Below are 20072 nucleotides of genomic sequence, written 5' to 3'. Positions count from 1 at the left end.
CGAGTATCAAGTATCGAGTATCAAGTATCGAGTACCGAACCTCAAACCTCAAATATCAAATATCAAACATCTAATATCCAGCATCCAATATGTCATTACAGCAAAAATTTACAGGAACAGGTATCGCAATTATTACTCCGTTTAATGAAGATCGTTCGATCGACTGGGTCAATTTTGAAAACCTGATCCATTTTTGGATTGAAAATAAGATAGAGTACCTGGTTGCTATAGGTACTACCGGTGAAAGTGCCACCCAAACACGCGAGGAAGAACAGGAAGTGTTTGATTTTGTAAAAAAGATCACTGCAGGACGGGTGCCGCTTGTGGCGGGTGTGGGCGGTAATGATACACGCGAGGTGATTGATGCGTTTGGCAATATGAAGCTGGAAGGGTATGACGCCATCCTTTCTGTATCGCCTTACTATAACAAACCCCGGCAGGAAGGTATTTACCAGCATTATAAAGCCCTGAACGATGCGGCTCCATTGCCGATCATTATGTACAATGTGCCGGGCCGCACGGGCATGAGTGTTTCTGTAGAAACTACGCTGCGTATTGCACATGATTGTGCGAATATTTTTGCCACAAAAGAGGCTTCCGGAAGTTTTGAACAGGTAAACCAGATTATGAGGGGAAAACCGGATGATTTTATGGTGATCAGCGGCGATGATTCCATCACCCTGCCGATGATTGCCTGTGGTGCCAGGGGGCTTATTTCCGTAGTGGCCAACGCATATCCCAGGGAATATTCCGATATGGTGCGTTTGTGTCTGGCCGGAAAATTTGAACAGGCGCTTCCCCTGCATCTGAAGTATCTGGATGTGGTAGATGCCTTGTTTAAAGAAGGAAGCCCCTCTGGTGTAAAATATGTTTTACATAAAATGGGCTATTGCAAAAATAGTATGCGGCTTCCGGTGGTACCCATAAGCAAGCAGCATGAAGCCCATATTGACCAGCTGATGGCGGGGTTGTAACAGCGCCGGCTCACGCTGTTATTGGGTAGCCGCTACGCGGCTCCGGTATCGTAAGCGTATTACGGGGTTACAAAGGGGGTGCCGCCGGCATTCGATTGTTGGGGGGCTCCCAGCGGGATAGCTGTCGGGGTAGAGGCTCATTGAGGAAGCCGTAAAAGGGGAGGTTTTTTTGTTTTTTAAATAACTGCTGATGGCTTACAGATAATGGCCGTGAAAGAAACATCGGGGCTGTATCAAAAGTTGCTATTTTGTCATGCCGTCCCGATGGCGATCGCATGTGCGTTAGGTTAAGAACAGATCATGTTGCCATGAAATGTAGTACGGGTAAGCCTTTCGCGCCAAAAAGATCGCATCTTTTAATGGCAAACAGGCGCAGCGCGCCGTTGACCCTTATAACGATGAACCTCCAAAACCTCCCGTAGCCGCAGCGCGGCGGTAATTTCCTGTGCACGGCTTGTACGAACCGCAATGATTACCGGTGCGCTGCACCTTTATTACCCGTATTGTCGTTTACTAACAGGATCAGCGCTGCGCTGCAGCTCCCGGGGCAAAAATTAACTTGACGCACATGCGATGGCGATGGGGATTGTTTCGGCATCTAAAGATGGTTGTTCGTCAATAGATGCTGAAACAAGAATAGATCCCGGGTCAGGCCCGGGATGACATCTTCAGAACGACATCCTGCTGTAAGCGACTTTTGATATAGCCTTCCTTTTAGGTAGTTGCGGTGCGGTATAGGTGTTATTGAAGAAGCAACACAAAGTAGCTTTCAGGCCGCTGCTGACAAACCGGGAGAATGGCCGTCAAAAAATATCCCTGTCCCATCGGGACACCCCCTTTGTAGCCAAGTAGTGGCGGGTTTTATAAAATATGTTCGGTTTCGTAAAACCGGATCCCGTTTTGTGCCAGCTCCTCCAGTATCGGTTTATAAAATGTTTTGGTGACCGGAATTTGTAAGCCCGTTGCCACGATGCTGCCATTTAAGATCAGCCGCGCAGCAATGCCAAGTGGAAGCCCCACTGTTTTGGCCATGGCTGTATATAAGGCATCATCGCCTTTTACTATGAGTGAACTGATTATTTTTCTTTCCTTTTCCTGCATGGTGTAGGTTATTTCATGGTGCATGATGATCATGTCCCGGTCATTGGCTTCCAGTGCCAGCCTTGTTTCGAGCAGGTATTGAAGCACATCTGCCGAAACGGTAGCTTGCCGGGGAATGGAATCCGTGCTGAGCAGGCCCAGGTAGCGGAACAACTGATCTACAAGCTGCCGTTCTCCCAAAGGAACATAGCGGTTTAGAAAATCTTCAAATGTGCTGGTTCGGGTATAAAAGTTTAAGCAGGCCGTAAACCATGCGGCAACAGAGTTTCCCCGGTAGTTGTTGATCAGTTCCATATCGGCAGTGGAAGACAGCCCGGCCTTTACAATATAGTTCCAGGCTGTGCAGAAATCCGGATGGCGCAGCGTGCCGCGGATAACCGTTGCGGCTTCCTCCAGCTGATAGGTGGGAATATAGCTAAGCGCATTCCGGTTGGGGTAGCCGGCCCATTGCCCTAGCGGAGGTATATCAATTAAAGGGCACTGCTCAAATACCTGAGTATATGAGATTTCTTTACGTTCTCCGTTTTCCTTAAAAGCCGCACCGGAAGCTCCCGCCCTTGCAATATTTCCCGGGTTCCAGCTAATCTTATAATGCCAGGGGTTGGTGTCCGATTCCGGCGCTATCAACCCCCCGCAATAAGATTTAAAATCCGTTATCCGGCCACCGGCCTGGCGGAGCCTGTCAAAGAGCTGCATGGCGCTCATGTGATCAATACCCGGGTCTAACCCGTTTTCGCAGAGAAAGAGGCAGTTGCTTTTTTCAATCGCTTCTTTTAATAGCAACAGGTCTGCATCGATATAAGAAGCCGTTAAGAAGTGTTTTTTAAACTCCAGGCAATCCTTTGCAATTTCTATATGAAGCGATGGAGGGAGCATAGAAATGACCAGGTCTGTATCGCGGATTAGCTCTTTGCGGGCAGCGAGGTCCTTTAAATCTACAATGATTGCGGTACCGCTTTTATGATTGTTCAGTTTTTGACGGGCAGGTTCTGCTGTCCGGTCGGCTATAGTCAGCCTCCAGTTTTCTGTTGCAGCGTAGTCGAGCAGGTAACGGATCAATACCGTTGCAGATTTTCCGGCGCCAAAGAGGAGGATCTTTTTCATCTGTTTATTTTTTCTGGCTCATTTCACCGGATACAAGTTAAAGAATGAAATCTGTGACAAAAAAAACTGTGACCATTTTTTTTTGTCACAAAAAAAATGTCACAGTTTATAACGATGTATTCCTGATCCTTGAATACCTTTTCAAAAGCAGGTAAGAAAGGGCGCGTTATAGCTTGGTAATAACGCCACAGCCGACGCGGGGCCCGCTGTTGCCGGAGGGTTGGCTTTTGTAATCATCCGTGCCACCGTGTACGATTACTGCGCGGCCAATAATTTCTTTATCACCCGGCGCTACGCTCCACAGGTCGGTGGTTACACTTTTAGTGCCATGGCCGGCCGCATCTAATTTAATATTGCCAATATCACCGGCGTGGAAGGACGCGGATCCCCATTCGCCGTGGTTGGCCTTGGTGGGATTCCAGTGACCGTGCGAGTTTTCACCTTTCATACCGCAATCGCCATGCTCGTGGAAATGGACGGCCACATTACTGTCGGCCCGTTCTTTCATGTTGATCTCCAGGTCCAGCCGGATCTTGCCATCGGTTAATTGATAAAATTTAGCAGTACCAATGTTCTGAGTACTGTCGCTGGTTAACTGCAGGTTGGCTACGGCGACCTGTGTTCCTTCCGGGGTAGCTGTTCCTGATGTTGTGGTGGGCAAAGTGTCCGCCGGTGCGGTTGCGGTAGAATCGCCCCCGGTTTTTTCTGAAGCACTGTTTCCGCAGGATCCAAGAATCAGCATGGCGGCAACACCTGCGGAGAAGAACATTTTTTTCATAATCATTATTTTTTAAAGTGTTGAGAGATTCATTATTAGTATAATACGCAAAACTAAATGAATTATTGTTATAAACCGGGTGCTGTTGTAATTTCGTAGGATCACAAAAGCAATACCCATTAATTTATGACAGAAGAACAGGAAAACCCATGGCATATATTGAGCCAGCGGAGCGTATATGATAATCCCTGGATAGGGGTAACGGAATATAACGTCATCAATCCTTCGGGAGGAAAGGGAATCTATGGAAAAGTACATTTTAAAAATATCGCAATAGGGGTGCTGGTGATCGATGCGGAGCAGCACACCTACCTCATCGGGCAGTACCGTTTTGTGATTGATGCTTACTCCTGGGAAATTCCGGAGGGCGGCTGTCCGGCAGGGAGCGACCCGTTGGAAAGTGCGAAAAGAGAGCTGTTAGAAGAAGCAGGGCTGGAAGCGTCTCAGTGGAGGGAACTGTTAAGAATGCATTTGTCCAATTCTGTTTCGGATGAACTGGCGATTGTGTACCTGGCTGCGGACCTGGTACAAAAGACGCCACAGCCGGAGGATACAGAACAGCTCGCCATAAAACGATTACCCTTACAGGAAGCATTTGCGATGGTCGAAAACGGAGGTATTACGGATGCGATCTCCGTTGCCGCATTTCAGAAAGCGGCCTTAATGTTGGAAAGAGGGCTTCCTCTGTTTTTTCCGAACGGCAAAAATCAATAAAAAAATACAGATGAAAAAGCCCACCGTACCCATTGATGATCCACGCCTGAAAACGGTGCGGACAATTACCCGGCTGATGGATGAGCAATTTTCCGTTGGAGGTTTTAGGTTTGGACTGGATCCTCTTCTTAATTTTATACCAGTGTTGGGCGATGTGAGCGGTTACCTGATGTCCATCGGGCTGATCATTACAATGGCCCAACATGGAGCTTCGGGCAGGCTGGTAGCTAAAATGGTTGTCAATGCCACGCTGGATGCCTTGATTGGTGCGATCCCTGTTTTGGGGTGGATCTTCGATTTTGTATATAAAGCCAATACGCGGAACGTTCAATTGCTGACGGAGCATTATACAGAAGGCAAACATGAGGGAAGTGCCAAAGGCGTTATTTTTAAGGTGCTGATGGTGGCGGCAGGTATCCTGGTGCTCCTTATTGTCCTGGCGGTAAAGTTGTTGCAGTGGATCATCGGGTTGGATGGGCAGTAAGGGGGATTAAAATTTTAAACGGCTTCTAATGCCCGATTTTCTTTTCTTTGCAGGGTGAAAGATTTTAGAAAAAAACAACAACGACCCAAAAAGTCCAGCCTGGTTTATGGGCGCGCCGCAGTATTGCAGGCCCTTGAACAGGGTGAGGGGCTCGACCGTATTTATCTTGATCAGCAATTAAACGATGCTGTAGTGGGTGAAATACGGCGCCTGGCTGCCGCCAAAGCGGTTCCTGTTAACTATGTGCCGGCGGTAAAACTGGCGCATTTTAATGTGGGTACCCATGAGGGCGTTATTGCACAAAAGTCGCGGATCGTTTATCAGGATCTTCAGGACCTGATTTCTTTTACGATCGAAAACGGTGAAGTACCCTTGTTTCTGATATTAGACGGCATCACCGATGTGCGGAATATTGGCGGCATCGCCCGTACGGCCTGGTGCTGTGGGGTACAGGCGATAATCATACCGGATAAGGGAGTGGGAGCGCTGAACGAAGATGCGATTCTTACTTCTGCGGGTGCGTTGGAAAAAATTCCTGTTTGCAGAGTCAGCAGTTTAATGAAGGCTGTTGATGAGCTCCATTTAAACGGGATTACGGTTTTTGCCAGCGCCATGGAGGCATCGCAGCCGGTTGCCAAGGCCGATCTCAGTGTTCCGGCGGCGATCATAATGGGAAGTGAAGAAAAGGGGATTTATCCCGCACTACTGAAAATATGTGACGCACGGATCTCCATCCCCATGCAGAACAATTTTGAAAGCCTGAACGTGTCGGTGGCTACGGGGATCATTCTTTATGAAGCGATGAAACAACGGATGCCGTAAACTGCAGCGTTTAAATGATGAATTTTATGAAACGATTTTTTTTGCCATTAGCGGCCGGGATCTTTTTATCCGGCTGTTCACCCAAAATGAGCCCCTCCGGCCGTACAAATGATTCGGCTGTCCTGGCGAAACAGGAAAGGAAAGCGGGGTATACCACTTTATTTGATGGCCGTTCTTTGTCTGGCTGGATCGATAACAATCATCAATACGAGGTGGCAGATGGCGCCATTGTAAAAAAAACAAAGGGGTACGGGAATCTATATACGGAAGCGGAATACCGCAATTTTGTGCTCCGGTTTGAATTTTTGCTGACGCCGGGCGCGAATAACGGCCTGGGGGTTCGCCATAAGCTGGTAAATGGTGCGAAAGGGTACGATGGGGTAGAACTGCAGATCCTGGACAATAGCGCGCCTATCTATAAAGATCTGAAGCCCTATCAGTACCACGGCTCCCTGTATAGCTATGTTCCTGCAAAACGGAGAGGATTAAAACCGGTGGGACAATGGAATTACCAGGAGGTTGCAGTGGATGGTTATAAGATCCGGATCACTTTGAATGGAGAAATTATCCTGGATACGGATGTTAAAAACCTTCCGGCTGCTGCATTGGCAAAAGACCCGAGGTTATTGTATGAAAAGGGGCATATTGCCTTCCTGGGGCATGATTCTGAAATAAGATTGCGGAATATCCGGATCCGGGAACTAAAATAACGAGGTAAAATATTTCAGAAATTTGTATAAAAAAAGCCCAAAATATTTTGACAGCAAAAAATCTACCGCTATATTTGCACTCCCAACAGAAAATGACATAAGAAACGGTGATTCAGTTGGTTAGAAGAAAGCTCTTTTTACAAAATAGTTGGATCGGTAGTTCAGTTGGTTAGAATGCCGCCCTGTCACGGCGGAGGTCGCGGGTTCGAGTCCCGTCCGGTCCGCATAAAAGGATCATCAGCAATGATGATCCTTTTTGCTTTTTACCCCACTTTACTTTTAAGGGACTGATTTTCAAATTCTCATAACAGAATCCTCTGAGAATCCTTACTACCTTTAAAACAGCTTAACAATTTAAAAAAGTAGACTAAAAGTAGACTAAAATTTAGGCTACCAGAGTCGATTAAAATTGTTCAAGCTATGGCACTCCCAATTAAGCTAATTTGTCGCAAAAACCAGGTTCATGCTGACGGCACCTGTTCCATTTTTGTTCAGTACTGTTGCAATGAAAATCAGAAACCTTTATTTGGAACGGATGTCAAAATTCCACCCATCTATTGGGATAACGGAAGCCGCTGCATTGGTGACCGGCTACCTGCAACGCATGGTGATTTTTCACCTAAAATACACCAAAAATATTTCTGAATTTCTCCTGGCCCAGTAACTTTATCGTAATAATGCAATATTGTAAACAATAAAACAAGAAATTATGAAACTGTCTGAAATTAAAAGCATACTGCCGGGCTTGAATAGTGTAGCATTTCTTTTACCAGATGGCGCCAAAGTGCCGGAACATTTTCATGTAACGGAGGTAGGGATTGTAAATAAACACTTCATTGATTGTGGCGGAACAACCCGCTACGAAGCCAAAGTTAACTTTCAGTTATGGAATGCCAATGACTATGAGCATCGTTTAAAGCCCGGCAAATTGCTAAATATTATTAACCTCTGCGAACAAAAGCTTTCGATTAACGACAACCTGGAAGTGGAAGTTGAATACCAGGATGACACCATTGGTAAGTATGCCCTGGATTTTGACGGAGAATCTTTTATGCTGGTTCCCACTGTTACCGATTGCCTGGCAAAAGATAATTGTGGCTTGCCTGCCGAAAAGCAAAAAGCATCATTAAAAGAATTATCTGTTAATGCTGAAAGCTGCTGCACTCCAGGAGGAGGCTGTTGCTAAAAACAACAATGTCGGTTAACCTCATAAAAAATCATTGAATCAAAATAAAAAAACATGAAAAAAGTTTTGGTGCTTTGTACCGGAAATAGTTGCCGTAGCCAGATTGCCGAGGGTTATTTAAGACATTTTGCCGGAGATAAGGCGGAGATCTATAGCGCCGGTGTGGAAACGCATGGTGTAAACCCAAAAGCAATAGCTACTATGAAAGCCGATGGTATCGATATTTCGGGCCACACCTCTAATAATGTTACAGAGTACAGCAATATCGACTTTGACTATGTAATTACGGTATGTGATCATGCAAAAGAAAGATGCCCTTCCTTACCTACTAACGCGGTAAAATTCCATTATAATTTTCCTGATCCTGCAAAATTCCGGGGAATGGAAGAAGAAACGGAGAAGGAATTTACAAGAGTAAGAGATATAATAAGAGACTATGCTAAAAACTTTGTTCAAACCAACCTGTAATGTCTGCAAATAACTACGCCCCGGCACGCGAACGTAAAAAACTTGGTATATGGATTCAAAACGACAAGAAAAATAAGGATGCTTTTACTACTTACGGTGCTACTTTGTAAGGCGGTGGCAAGCGATAGTGTTCCTGTGGCCCCGGTAGAAAGCCAACGGGAGGTGCTGCCCTGCCGGTTAAAAGAGAATGGAAAGTATCTGCATGAGAAAAACAGGATTTACATGCTTGTTGAAAAACAGGTACATCATCTCCGGGGAGAATTGCAAAACTGGCACAATGATCCCTCGATGAAACTGATTACCCAAAGCGAATCCATAGAGAAGGGGATCCGTCCCAATGCCACTTTTGCTGCGGATCTTTCTTTTTTATACCGCTTTGGAAATTATGATCATAAGATAGTCGGTGTCTCGCGTAAAGATCTGTTACGAAATGAATTGATCCCGCTTCTACGGTACCTGGTCCGCACTCACAAGACGGGCGATTTAAAAACGGATGACGGCAAAGCTTGGGGTGATGCGTGGCAGTCGGCTCACTGGACCGCTGCATTGGGGAATGCTGCCTGGTGGAGCTGGGATGGTTTGCCCGACGATGTCAGAAGCGGCGTTAGAAAAACAGTTGCTCATGAAGCAGACCGGATTAAAGGTATGTTGCCTCCCCACCAGCTCAGGTCGGATAGTAAATCGGAAGAAAACGGCTGGAATAGCCAGGTTTTGTCAGCTGCGTTGATACTTATGCCAAATGATCGCCGTGGTGCAGGATGGGAGCAGGCTTTACAAAAATGGGCAATGTCTTCCTATTTACGGCCGGCCGACAGCACTTCAAAAACGGTTGTAGATCAGGTACCCGTGTATCAGCAGTTCACGGGCGCCAATATCTATGATGATTTTACGTTAGAAAATCATGACATCGTTCATCCTGATTATATGGGCGCGTGGATATTGAATGCGGGAAATGATCTTGATTATTTGATGACGGATAGAAAACCCTTTGATGCTTTTTTGTACAACCTGCCGGGTATTTACAATGTTCAAAAAAGGCTTCTCTTGCCAGACGGTGGTTATTGTTATCCCAATGGGCAGGACTGGGCGCTGTTTAGGAATGCTGACTGGATGCCGGTGCACGCAACTGCGGTAGCCCGTTTCAATGATCCTGAAGCGGTATATTATTTACAGGAAGCTATTGAAACCGCGGAAAAAATGCAGGCCCGGAATAAAGACGGCGCAATTTACGCTCCCGGCGAAAACTATTTTGCATCGGCCCAAAGCCACCTGGGGTATTGGCTGATACAGGCCTGGCTGGTGTTACATTTTGCTAAGACCGAGCTTGCTCCGGAAAAGCCGCAACAGACAGGGGTAACCTGTTTTGAGGACGGTAAGTTCATGATTCATAGAACGGGTACTGCTATTCACAGTGTATCCTGGGGTGCAAAAATAATGCTGCAACTGATGCCTGTGGCAAAAGACCACATTGTATCGCCTGATGATAGAAACGGGATAGGAAAGATTTCAGTGAATGACGTTGTACAAACTGTTTCGTTAAAATCAATCGACATCAAGAGATCCGATAGTGCTTTTGTTATAAAGATGCTGATAGCCCATGGGAAGAATATAGAAGCGATGATTGAATGCGAATCTATGCCTGATGGCCGCCTGAGTATAAAGGAAACCCTTAAGGCAGTGAAAGCTTGTACAACGGATTTTATTGAAACGCTTTCATTCGGCATTTTAAATAATCCTGATTGGGTTTATGAAAAGGCCTCCCGGTTGTTACAGATCGGGTTACAGCAATTTCAGGTAAAAGCAGGAACAGGAAGAACGTATCGTGCAGAGGCAAATATGGCTGGCATAGACCGGCTTCGTTTTGTACTTGGCCAATCCAGCCTCATTACATACAAAACGGCAGATAAGCTGTCCCGTTCTCGTTTTACGGATATGCTGGTACTGAATGCAATACCGGGTAAACATGTTTGGAAGGAAGGCGCGGTGATATCTAAGAAGGATCTGCTGATCGTTCTATAATTGAATCTTAGATGACACAACATTAAGAGAACAGCTTATTAAGCTCATAGTAGAAGGCCAGATAGAAGCCCGTCTTCTTCCACCAATTTCAGAAATTCCCTTTTTCGAAAATCATTGTAAGTTCATTCTTTTACTTTCGCGCCCATAAATCAAAACCAATGATAAGGGCAATATTATTTACACTCTCAATAGTTTTCAGTATTGTAGTCTGTGGGCAAACGATTACCGGGCGGGTATCCGATCAAAACGGCAATAGTTTGCAAGGAGCAACAATTAGTGTTAAAGGCAGTTTTTTGGCCACCAGTTCCGGAAAGTCGGGCAACTTCCTGCTCAGCGTTCCCAAACAGGGTAACTATAACCTGGTAATAAGCGCTGTTGGATACGATCCTGTAGAACAGTCGGTAGCAGTTTCCGGAGATGCACTACGTTCAGTCGTTTCGATCCAGCTGAACCGGTCGGTTTCAGATTTGAAGGAGATAACCATTACCGCCAGCCGGCGACCGGAGGTGGTAGACCGGACAGCCGCTTCGGTGCAGATTGTCAACGCAAACGATATCCGGCTTCATGCCGCTGTTTCGCCCAATTTGTCAAATATCCTGGGACTGACGGTGCCTTCTCTGGGATATAGTTCCAACAGTACTTCCAATACGGGGCAAACGTTGAGAGGGAGAACCCCGCTGGTCCTGGTAGATGGCATCCCTCAATCCACTCCTTTAAGAAACGGAGCACGGGATATGCGAACGATGGACCCCTCGGTTATTGAACGCGTAGAGGTGATCAAAGGAGCAACGGCAACCTACGGCAACGGAGCAGATGGCGGTGTTATCAACTACATTACCTTAAAGCCCAATGTATCCAAACCGGTTAGTACATTTACCTCCCTGGCCAAAACAGGCATGGGCGTTCATGGCAGCGAAACAGGAGGATTTCGCCTGGTTCAACAGGTGAATGGCGGTATCAAAGCCTTCGACTATGTTGTATCCGGCAGCTATGAAAAAACAGGAGTGTATAAGGATGCAAAAGGAGTACCAACCGACCCTGTATATGGTTACGGCGAGTCCTCGATTATCAATACCTTTAGTAAGTTGGGGTATAATATCAACCCCAATCATCGTGTTGAAGTAATGTACAATTATTTCAGCTCGAAGCAGAACAGCGAATATATTGAACAGATCGGCAAACATGGCGTAACCCCTACTATTGGAGTTAAAGGGCCCGTACAGGGCGATGACGAGGGCACCCGGTATAACCATAATGCCTATATAAAATACCAGGCAAAGAAATTGTTCCTGAACACTTCGCTGGAAGCAAATGCCTATCTCCAAAAATTTTATACGGTATATGGCTGGTCGGCCAGCTTTGTGCCTGCAGGACAGTCAACCATTCATTCAGATAAGAAAGGGTTCCGTCTTACACTGAATACTCCCTGGCAGATCAGCAATAATGTGGAAACAGAATTTTTATATGGGATCGATTATTTAAAGGATATTACCTGGCAAAGCCTCACTGATGGCCGGCTCTGGGTGCCTAAAATGGAAATGACGAACCCCGCTCCGTTTGCGCAGCTCCATGCTGTTATCCATAAGGACTGGATTTTTAAAGCGGGGTACCGGCTGGACCAGGTAGACCTTACAATTCCTTCCTTTACACAAATCAAAACAACACAGGCGGCAGGCGGCCAAACTATTAATGGAGGCAAGCTCAATTTTTCCGCATCCACATTCAGTACCGGTTTGCGCTATGCGAAATGGGAAGCATTTAAACCATTTGTAAGTTTCACCCAGGGATTTTCGATGATTGATATAGGGCAGTATGTGCGCAGTGCCAGGGAAAACGATATTGCCAAAATGCAGTTGCAGCCAGTGGTTGTAAACAATTATGAGGCCGGTTTTGCGTCTACTTACAAAGGTATTTCGTTCAATACTTCCTTTTATACCAGCACTTCTAAAATAGGCAGTACTATTGTGGAGGAAAACGGATATTTTGTACAGCAACGTGCGCCGGAAAAAATATGGGGTATTGAAGCCGCACTGGATATAGCTGTAATAAAAAATCTGAGTTTTGGAACAGGGGTCTCCTATATGGAAGGGAAAGCCGATATCAATAAAAACGGGAGTTACCGCGATTCATCAGATATATACCTTAACGGACGGCGGATTATACCCCTTAAAATTGTTTCCCACATCCGTTATGCCCCGGGTACGCACTGGGTAGCCAACCTGGAATGGCTGTACAGTGGTAACAGGAAACGCTTTGCACCCCAGGGAAATGGAAGTTACCGGTTTGGCGAAGGTCCCGTGTCATCTTATGGAATTGTAAATCTGAACCTTGCTTACAAGCTGAATAACGGCGTAAACTTTTTTGCCGGAGTGGAAAATCTTCTTAATAAAGATTATTATCCCACTACATCGCAGTGGTACGGTTTGAACAACTATTACATTAAGGCCAATGGCATGCGGTACCAGCTGGGTGTAAGTTATAAATGGTAATTAATTGAAAGCAGGGAAACGCATATTTGCATGGCATCACTGGTGCGGACTGATAGCCGGAATTATTTTGCTGGAAATGAGCATCACCGGCTCCATACTGGTATTTGCAGATGAAATAGGAAAGGGCTACCGGCCGCAGATTGCAATAGCCGGTACTGCAAATATACCCCCCGGCTATGATACCTCGTTTGTACAGCTATGGCAGCAATACCCGGGCTGGGAAATACGCATTTATGACCAACCCGCTGCCACCCGCCCGATTATTTATGAACTGAGAAAAAAAGGAGTTATAAAGCATATTTATATGCACCCTGTATCAGGAAAACTATTATATACTGATGATAATGTCCAAAACCAGTTGCAAAGAACGTTGCTCACCCTGCATTACACACTCTTTACGGGCAAAACGGGTACGGTAGTAGTCCTGGTAATAGGTATCCTTTTCTTTATCTGCATTGTCACAGGCATTTATATTTACCGGAAAGCGTTTGTTAAAGTTTTGCTCTTTAAGGTGCGGTTGAACCGTAAAAGTCGCCATGCATTTTATTCCTCGCTACACCGGCTGACGGGTGTATATGCATTATTGTTTATGCTGCTTATTGTAACTACGGGCGTTTCTATCAGCATCCGGATTATCTCCGCGCCTTCAAAAGGAGGAACTGCAGCGGAAAAAACTGTAAGCCCGTTTTCTTTAGATCGCGCCGTGGCATCGATAAAAATGATCCAGCCCGATTTTTCAACAGGCATGATCCGGCTGCGTGGCGGTGATGACGCCGTTGAATTCAGGGGACGTTTTAAAGGAGATCCCTTTTATTACGGGGCTTTTTACAGCGTGATCTTCTATAACGGGGAAACCGGCCGCATTACAAAAACGGAGCCCTTGCGCAATCAGCCTTCTATGAAGAAATGGTGGAGCATCGTAACGCCGTTGCACTTTGGAAACTATGGAGGGCTTCCTGTTAAAATTGTATACAGCATACTGGGCTTAACTCCCGGACTATTGAGCGTTACCGGGTTTGCCGTTTGGCGGAAAAGGAACAGACTAAGAAAAAGAAGCTCCAGATCTTAGGAGCTGTCACACCGCTACTCCTGCATAGCGATGCAACAGTAAATAACAATACCACTCCTGCCTTGGAAGGTGAAAGGGGCCTTTGAAAAGATTGCCCTTGGCGGTTTGTGCAATAGTTCCGTTGCGGTGCAGGTAGCCAAACCACTCACCCTGCTCGCGGTCTAAGAAATGGTCATAAGCGTAGTTGTGCACCTGCTCGTGCCATTGCCGGTATTTTTCATTGCCGGTAACTGTATAAGCCAGCAGTGTGGCAATGATGGCTTCGTTGTGGGGCCACCAAAATTTCATGTCCTGCCAGTATTCCTGCACGGGTTTATGATATACATCCCTAAAATAAAAAATGCCGCCATATTCCTTGTCCCAGCCCCGTTCCCACATATAATCGAGCATACGGCAGCCAAGCTGTATCAGTGCGGGGTTGTTGTTCCGGCGTACGGCTTCATGCAGGATGAACCAGGCGCCCTCAATAGCATGCCCGGGATTGAGGGTCCTGCCATCTATATGGTCAATAACCGATCCGTCCGGGGCTACCTGCTCCATTACACAACGGAGATCATCCTTTACAAAACAGGTTTCAATTTCGTGAATGCAATGATCGATATATGGATCACAGCGATCATCTCCGATGGTTTCCCGCAGTTGCTGTGCCGTGTTCATCAGGATCATGGGAATGCCGATGCCTTTGGCGGGCCGGGTTTTTTCAAATTTGGCCGCCCGTTGTATTTCACCGGATGCGTATTGAATACAAATACCAAAAAGCTCGCGGGCCCTGGCCGCAATAGCAGCATCGCCCGTGGCTTTCGCATACGCGGCAAAGGCAATAACGGCAAAGGTTTCCGAAAAGAAATAGCGGCGCTTGCGAATGGGCTTCCCATCCCGGGTTACATGAAAAAACATCTGTCCGTCTGTATCAAAGCAGTGCTCCAACAGGAAATCGATGCCCGCTTTGGCACCTTGCAGCCATTCCTCTTTTTTTTCTACCGTATTGTACAGGGTGCTGAGCAGCCAGGCGGCCCGGCCCTGTATCCAAACGGCTTTATCATCGTCTATCAGGGTGCCATCGGCATCCCGCATCAGCAGGTAACCGCCATGATCCGTATCAATGGACCGGGGAAACCAGAAGGGGAGAGTATTGTTCAACAGCTGGTCTTTGTAAAATGAAGCTAATGTTGTTAAGTAGGGGAGGTTCATTGCATGCTCTATTTAAAATATTCTAAGAAAGTACTGGCCGGCAATTGATCGTTGTTGACCAGGTTGGCCCGGGTAAAGGGTTCCCACCCGTAGGCGATGGCCACCACGTTCTGGTGTGCGGGCAGGGTGATGCTGATTTGATCCTGCTGTGCAATAGCTGCTGCCGGTAAAAAAAGGCCTCTATCGGTTAATATGCGGAAGCCGGTAATGGCTTTATTATTTGAAGCGTGTAAGCCCGTACCATATTTAAAACGGATCTGCACCTTATTGCGAATTCTTTTCATGGATTGAAAGAGCGGACCCGTGGGTAATCCACTATGGTGATAGGTTTGGGTAAGCGCCAGCCTGGCCAAACGAAGGCCAACCGGTATTTTGTTTTTGTAATGTACATCAGTAGAGTCGCCCAGGTCGCTGGAAATGGCCATGCCACTGTTGGGTATGGTGTTCAGTAATTTTCGCTGGGTATTCCGGAAATGATTCCAGGAGGGCCGGCTGATGCCCGAAAGCTGTACATAATAAAAGGGCAGATCCTGGTTCCAGTATGACCGCCAATCGGATACAAACAGTGGAAAAAGCTTTTTGTAAAGCGCTGCATTTTCGGTATCGCTTTCGCCCTGGTACCAAAGGATTCCTTTTAGCGGAAAGGGCGCCAGCTTTTCAATGGCCGCCTCAAAATTATAGGCCGGCTCGTAGGGATGGCGTTGCAGCGGGCTTTGGGCATTGCCCAGATTGACGGCTGCCCGCTCGCGGCACCATTGCATGATATAGTCCGACTGCCGCCAGTTATTCAATGCCGGTTCAAACAGGGGATTCTGCTGAAGGGAATTGCGGCTTACCCATGAAATGAGCGGTGATCCGCCAACGGCTATCTCAATGATGCCAATGGGAACCTTTTGCTCCTGCTGTATTTTCTGTGCAAATACATATCCGATAGCCGAAAATGCGGCGGCTGCTCCTGCGCCGTTTGGTTGCCAGCTGCCCAAAAAAAAGTCAAGCTGGTTGGCCCTGTTTAGTTCTTCTGCTGTCCAGGCGCGGTTACCGGTTTCTGCAAAAGGCTTCAGCTTTAATAAACGCAGGGGTTGGCTGCTGTTTGCCAAGCGCACCAGGCTATCGCCGCCCAATGATTCCTGCAAGGAAAAATACATATTCGACTGACCGGAACAAAGCCATACATCCCCGATAAGCACATTGTTTAATACCATGGATTGTCCTTCGCTTTTAATGACGACGGTTTGCGGCCGGGTACTGGCTTTCCGGGCGGGGAAGCTGATTTGCCATTTACCATTAAAACCGGCTTTGATGCTTTGCTGTGCATTGCCAATGCGGACGCTTACGGTTTGAAACGCATTGGCCCTGCCCCAAAACTTTATCGGCTGCTCCCGTTGCAGCACCATATTGCTGGTGAAGCAGCCGGGTATTTGCAATCCCCCAAAGTTTCCGCTTATATGTTGGTAAACGGTGTTGGCAATGATGCCGGCGCCGGCTGCATTGGGATGCAGGGTGGCGGCGTCCGGAAACAGGTCCGGCCGGTTGTGCAGCGGTTCATTCAGATCGATGAGGGGCAGCCGGTTGACAGCGGCTATTTGTTCTATTTTTTTTTGCAGACTTGCATGCCAGCTGTTGGTACTGGAAAGAAACCGCGAATGCCCGGTAAAAATGGGCGTAAGCCGGCAAATGAAAATCTTTATATGAGGGTTTTGTTGCTTTAGCGTATCAATAAGCCAATTGTAATCCGGTATAAAGTCATCGCGGTAGCCGGGGTAATTTCTGGGATCGGTGTCATTCAATCCCAGGTGAATGACGGCGATATCCGGCTTAAAGGAGCATAATTGCCGGAATGCGGAAGTTTTGTAATAGGGATTGTGTCCTTTTCTTAGCAGGGTGGCGCCGCTATGTCCAAAATTTTTTACATGGTAGCTATTGCCCAGTAACTGCTGCAGCTGCGCGGAGTAAGCCTCTTTGTTTCGATCCTGCAGCCCCCAGCCAAAGGTGACCGAGTTGCCCACACAGGCCAGTTTTTTGGGCTGTGCCTGCAGTGCCCCATAACATAGCATCAGGAAGAATAATAATGAGTAGCTGGTTTTCATCCTGCGTGGGTATTAGGGCCTGATAATGTCGTTAACGGGGACGGCTACAAAATTGAGCGCTCCAGTGCCTTCATATAAAATGCCAATAGTGCGGTCGTCTACTTTTACCAGTGAAGAATAACCATAAGCTTTTCGCTCATCTAAAAGTAATTGATGTGCAGGAAGCCAGGTTTCGCCCAAGTCTAAGCTTGCTTTAATGGTTAAATGATTTCTTGCATCACTGCTGTTCATATTGCTGAAGAATAATACTTCTTTGGGCCGGCCGCTGATGTTGACCCGGGCCTTTATAAGGGAGGCCATACAAACGGGATCCGGCAGGGCCTTGTAGGAGCTGGGGTGCTCCAGCCAGCTGCCGCCAAAATTGCGGGTGGTGGCGATGCTGCGGAAACTGCCCCGGTTATCGCGCATGTTCAGCATTAGGGTTCCCGGGGTTGTTTCTACTACCTGGGCCTCTGTGGTATTGGATTTTGCCCCGGTTCCGGATTTCCAGGTATTACCGTGATCGGTACTATAGATGATAGAGGAATGGGGGATGCCGGGTTTTTTACCTTCATCCCAATATTGCGAAGGAAATACCAGTGTTCCGTTTTTCATAGCTATTCCATTGCCGGGCCCCTGGAAATAAAGATGCCAGATGGGATTTTTTACCTGGGAAGTGATGTTGATGGGCGCCGACCAGGTTTTGCCATCATCATCGCTGCTGGCCAAAACAAATTGCCCCGAAACCTCAGGAGAAATGCCGGGTCCTGAACCGGCAATAGAGTGGTTGCCCTTGCTCCACAGGGCCGCTACCCATATTTTTTTTGTAACCGGGTCAAAAAGGATGGAAGGATCGCCAATGCCGCTGTTGTCTCCGGGCTTGCCCATCGTCATAATCACCTTCATCGGTTCCCAGGTTTTGCCATTGTCGGTACTCCTGCTCATACCCACATCGATATCGGATGGAAGATCGCTGCTGTTTTTATAACGGATATCATAAACGGCTATTAGTGTATTTTTATCTGTTGCCGTAATGCCCGGTATACGGTAGGTATGTACACCATCATCGCCCGGCTGGCGAATGGCCGTGCCGGTATACCATCCCTTTTGTGGATTTTTGATGGGCTGCAATGCCAATGTACTGCCGTCCGAAAGCGACAGGGCCCTGGTTTGCAGGTTGATTTTTTTGCCGGTTGGCGCGTTGTCGTTTAGCAATATGCTAACCCACAGGTAATTAATACCGGGCTGTAATGCGATGTTTAGAGGGATTGTATTTTTTGTTTGTATGGTATTAATGGTGGCAGCCCGCTTCGCGTCTGAAAATTTTGGTTCGGCGCCAGTGGCGAAAATGTCGATTTGCATAATGCCGGCGGCGCTTGCGGGGTCTGTAGTAATAAACAGCTGCCGGGTACTTGTTTGTCCGCGTTCCGTATAGATCCGGATCCGTTGTATGGGATTGTTTTTTGCCCTTTTTAAAACCGGGATCGTATAACTGAGCAGCCCGGCGTTTGTTTTAGCCTTCTGTGAAATGCCACAAAAAGGAAGACCTAAAAGCAGGGTGAAAAATAGAATGCAGCGAGCCTTTGTTTTTTTTATCATGATCGTCTGTTGTAAAAACTAATCGGAAAAATTGTTTGTCGCCGGTTTTAAGATGGCCAGTTGTAAAATAACTGCAACGAGCACCACAATGGACATCAGCGCAAAATCCTTGCCCAGGTGGCCGGCATCTGTTGCTTTTCCAAGCAGGTTGGTGACCAGGGCGCCGGCAAATACCCCGGTCATATTCATGAGCCCATAAGCCGTAGCCCGGTACCGGGCGGCAACAAACTGGCAAAGTATGGGCATATTATTAGCATCGAACATACCAAAGCCTACTCCAAAAAGAAAAGTGGCAGCAACAATGCTAAACAGCGAATGGCCAAAACCCAGTAACAGGAGCGCCGGAATGGTAAGGCTCAGCCCCGTGGCGCTGGTATAAATCCGGCCTTTTAAATTTTTTTGAACCCACCTGTCGGAAAGTGTACCGCCTATAATGACACCAATAAAAGAAGAAACGGCAATGGTGATGGTGGCCAGCGGCCCGGCCCGGCCCATATCCAGGTTAAGGGTTTGAGCAAACAGGGTGGGTAACCAGTTTTTAGCGGCCCACCCCGGCAAACTGGGTATAGCAAAATAAAACAGGATTACCCAAAATGCGATATTGGATAGTAAGATGCTCAATCCTTTGAAAACAGAGGGCCGCTTGCCATTACTTAATAACGGAGCCGCAGCTTCCTTTGCTGCTCCTTTTTTGGATTTTAAAAAAAGCAATAGCACTACGGCATAAATAATTCCAACAATGCCAAACCAGTGAAAGGTTAACTGCCAGGAAAAATTACTGGCAACGGTGGCTCCAAACCCGCCCAGCGCCTGGCCGGCGTACAGGCCTGTCATGTGAATGCCTATGGCGAGGGATCTTGTTTTAGACTCGTGGTATTCTGTTATTAAGGCCAGGCCGGCTGGAATGTAGAGTGCTTCGCTTACACCCATTGCAGCTCTTAAAATATATAGCTGATCAAAGGTTGTGGCATGCCCCATCAGGTAGGTTACGGCCGACCATACAAACAGGCTGCCGGCAATCAGCCATTTTTTGTTGAGCTTGTCTGCAATGATGCCGGATACCGGGCTCATACAGCCGTAAATCCAGAGAAACACGGCCATCAGTATCCCAAAGTTTTCTGCGCGCTGCAATTCTTTTATATCGTATTGCATCGCATCGCGCATGGTAGACAGCATCTGGCGATCGAGGTAGTTTAATAGCGCTACAAACCACAAAAGCCCTACCACAACCCAGGGGTAGTAGTCTTTTTTGCCGGGCGTTTGTTTTTGGTGGGTATCCGTTATGTTTTCAGGCATTG

Annotated in this window: 17 protein-coding genes and 1 tRNA gene; 12 read left to right on the top strand and 6 right to left on the bottom strand. The window is 47.1% G+C overall.

Translation table 11 applies throughout. The features are described from left to right. The first annotated feature begins 89 nt into the window (after positions 1-89). Complete coding sequence (dapA, locus tag GGU45_RS01180; RefSeq protein WP_435221269.1) at positions 90-974, top strand: 4-hydroxy-tetrahydrodipicolinate synthase; 885 nt, start codon at positions 90-92, stop codon at positions 972-974. Between the two features lie 861 nt (positions 975-1835). On the opposite strand, the gene GGU45_RS01175 is transcribed toward dapA, so the two are convergent. Then, the gene (locus GGU45_RS01175; protein ID WP_435221267.1) at positions 1836-3179 is read right to left on the bottom strand and encodes a saccharopine dehydrogenase family protein; all 1344 of its coding nucleotides are present in this window, start codon (positions 3177-3179) and stop codon (positions 1836-1838) included. Between the two features lie 166 nt (positions 3180-3345). Then, positions 3346-3957 (bottom strand): superoxide dismutase family protein, encoded by a 612-nt coding sequence (locus tag GGU45_RS01170; RefSeq protein ID WP_435221265.1) that lies wholly within the window; start codon positions 3955-3957, stop codon positions 3346-3348. Between the two features lie 126 nt (positions 3958-4083). Between GGU45_RS01170 and GGU45_RS01165 the strand changes: the two genes are divergently transcribed. The 11 genes from GGU45_RS01165 to GGU45_RS01115 all read left to right on the top strand — a co-directional run bounded on the left by GGU45_RS01165 (position 4084) and on the right by GGU45_RS01115 (position 13918). Next, positions 4084-4671 carry an NUDIX domain-containing protein gene (locus GGU45_RS01165; protein WP_435221263.1) on the top strand — a complete coding sequence of 196 codons (588 nt, stop codon included), beginning with the start codon at positions 4084-4086 and terminating at the stop codon, positions 4669-4671. 10 nt (positions 4672-4681) lie between these two features. After that, complete coding sequence (locus GGU45_RS01160) at positions 4682-5155, top strand: DUF4112 domain-containing protein (protein ID WP_435221261.1); 474 nt, start codon at positions 4682-4684, stop codon at positions 5153-5155. A gap of 54 nt (positions 5156-5209) precedes the next feature. Further along, positions 5210-5977, top strand: a complete 768-nt coding sequence (gene rlmB / locus GGU45_RS01155; protein WP_435221259.1) for a 23S rRNA (guanosine(2251)-2'-O)-methyltransferase RlmB — start codon at positions 5210-5212, stop codon at positions 5975-5977. A 26-nt stretch (positions 5978-6003) separates the two neighbouring features. Further along, positions 6004-6687 carry a 3-keto-disaccharide hydrolase gene (locus GGU45_RS01150; RefSeq protein ID WP_435221257.1) on the top strand — a complete coding sequence of 228 codons (684 nt, stop codon included), beginning with the start codon at positions 6004-6006 and terminating at the stop codon, positions 6685-6687. A 150-nt stretch (positions 6688-6837) separates the two neighbouring features. Beyond that, positions 6838-6911, top strand: a tRNA-Asp gene (locus GGU45_RS01145). 239 nt (positions 6912-7150) lie between these two features. Further along, positions 7151-7351, top strand: coding sequence for a hypothetical protein (locus GGU45_RS01140; protein ID WP_492226441.1), 201 nt, complete (start codon positions 7151-7153; stop codon positions 7349-7351). Positions 7352-7396: 45 nt separating this feature from the next. Then, positions 7397-7873, top strand: coding sequence for a DUF6428 family protein (locus tag GGU45_RS01135; protein ID WP_435221253.1), 477 nt, complete (start codon positions 7397-7399; stop codon positions 7871-7873). A gap of 54 nt (positions 7874-7927) precedes the next feature. After that, on the top strand, positions 7928-8341 hold the full coding sequence (locus tag GGU45_RS01130; RefSeq protein WP_435221251.1) for an arsenate reductase ArsC: 414 nt from the start codon (positions 7928-7930) through the stop codon (positions 8339-8341). Between the two features lie 78 nt (positions 8342-8419). After that, complete coding sequence (locus tag GGU45_RS01125) at positions 8420-10360, top strand: hypothetical protein (RefSeq protein WP_435221249.1); 1941 nt, start codon at positions 8420-8422, stop codon at positions 10358-10360. Positions 10361-10518: 158 nt separating this feature from the next. Beyond that, positions 10519-12849: a TonB-dependent receptor gene (locus GGU45_RS01120; RefSeq protein ID WP_435221247.1), complete on the top strand. Its 2331-nt coding sequence runs from the start codon at positions 10519-10521 to the stop codon at positions 12847-12849. 4 nt (positions 12850-12853) lie between these two features. Continuing rightward, positions 12854-13918 (top strand): PepSY-associated TM helix domain-containing protein, encoded by a 1065-nt coding sequence (locus GGU45_RS01115; RefSeq protein ID WP_435221245.1) that lies wholly within the window; start codon positions 12854-12856, stop codon positions 13916-13918. A gap of 6 nt (positions 13919-13924) precedes the next feature. Here GGU45_RS01115 and GGU45_RS01110 read toward each other — a convergent pair whose 3' ends face one another. From GGU45_RS01110 to GGU45_RS01095, 4 genes are read right to left on the bottom strand one after another with little or no spacing between them, the layout of a single operon-like run. Further along, entirely contained in the window at positions 13925-15109 is a 1185-nt protein-coding gene (locus GGU45_RS01110; RefSeq protein WP_435221243.1) for an AGE family epimerase/isomerase, read from the bottom strand. An 8-nt stretch (positions 15110-15117) separates the two neighbouring features. After that, positions 15118-17196, bottom strand: coding sequence for a GDSL-type esterase/lipase family protein (locus GGU45_RS01105; RefSeq protein WP_435221241.1), 2079 nt, complete (start codon positions 17194-17196; stop codon positions 15118-15120). A 12-nt stretch (positions 17197-17208) separates the two neighbouring features. Further along, positions 17209-18774: an exo-alpha-sialidase gene (locus GGU45_RS01100; RefSeq protein WP_435221239.1), complete on the bottom strand. Its 1566-nt coding sequence runs from the start codon at positions 18772-18774 to the stop codon at positions 17209-17211. A gap of 18 nt (positions 18775-18792) precedes the next feature. Next, entirely contained in the window at positions 18793-20070 is a 1278-nt protein-coding gene (locus GGU45_RS01095; RefSeq protein ID WP_435221237.1) for an MFS transporter, read from the bottom strand. Between the last annotated feature and the right edge of the window lie 2 nt (positions 20071-20072).

This window comes from Niabella hirudinis (assembly GCF_051201075.1).
In the GTDB taxonomy this organism is placed as follows: Bacteria; Bacteroidota; Bacteroidia; order Chitinophagales; family Chitinophagaceae; genus Niabella; species Niabella hirudinis.
The sequence above is the reverse complement of the archived record's forward strand: the minus strand, read 5'-3'. Positions and strand labels throughout refer to the sequence as shown.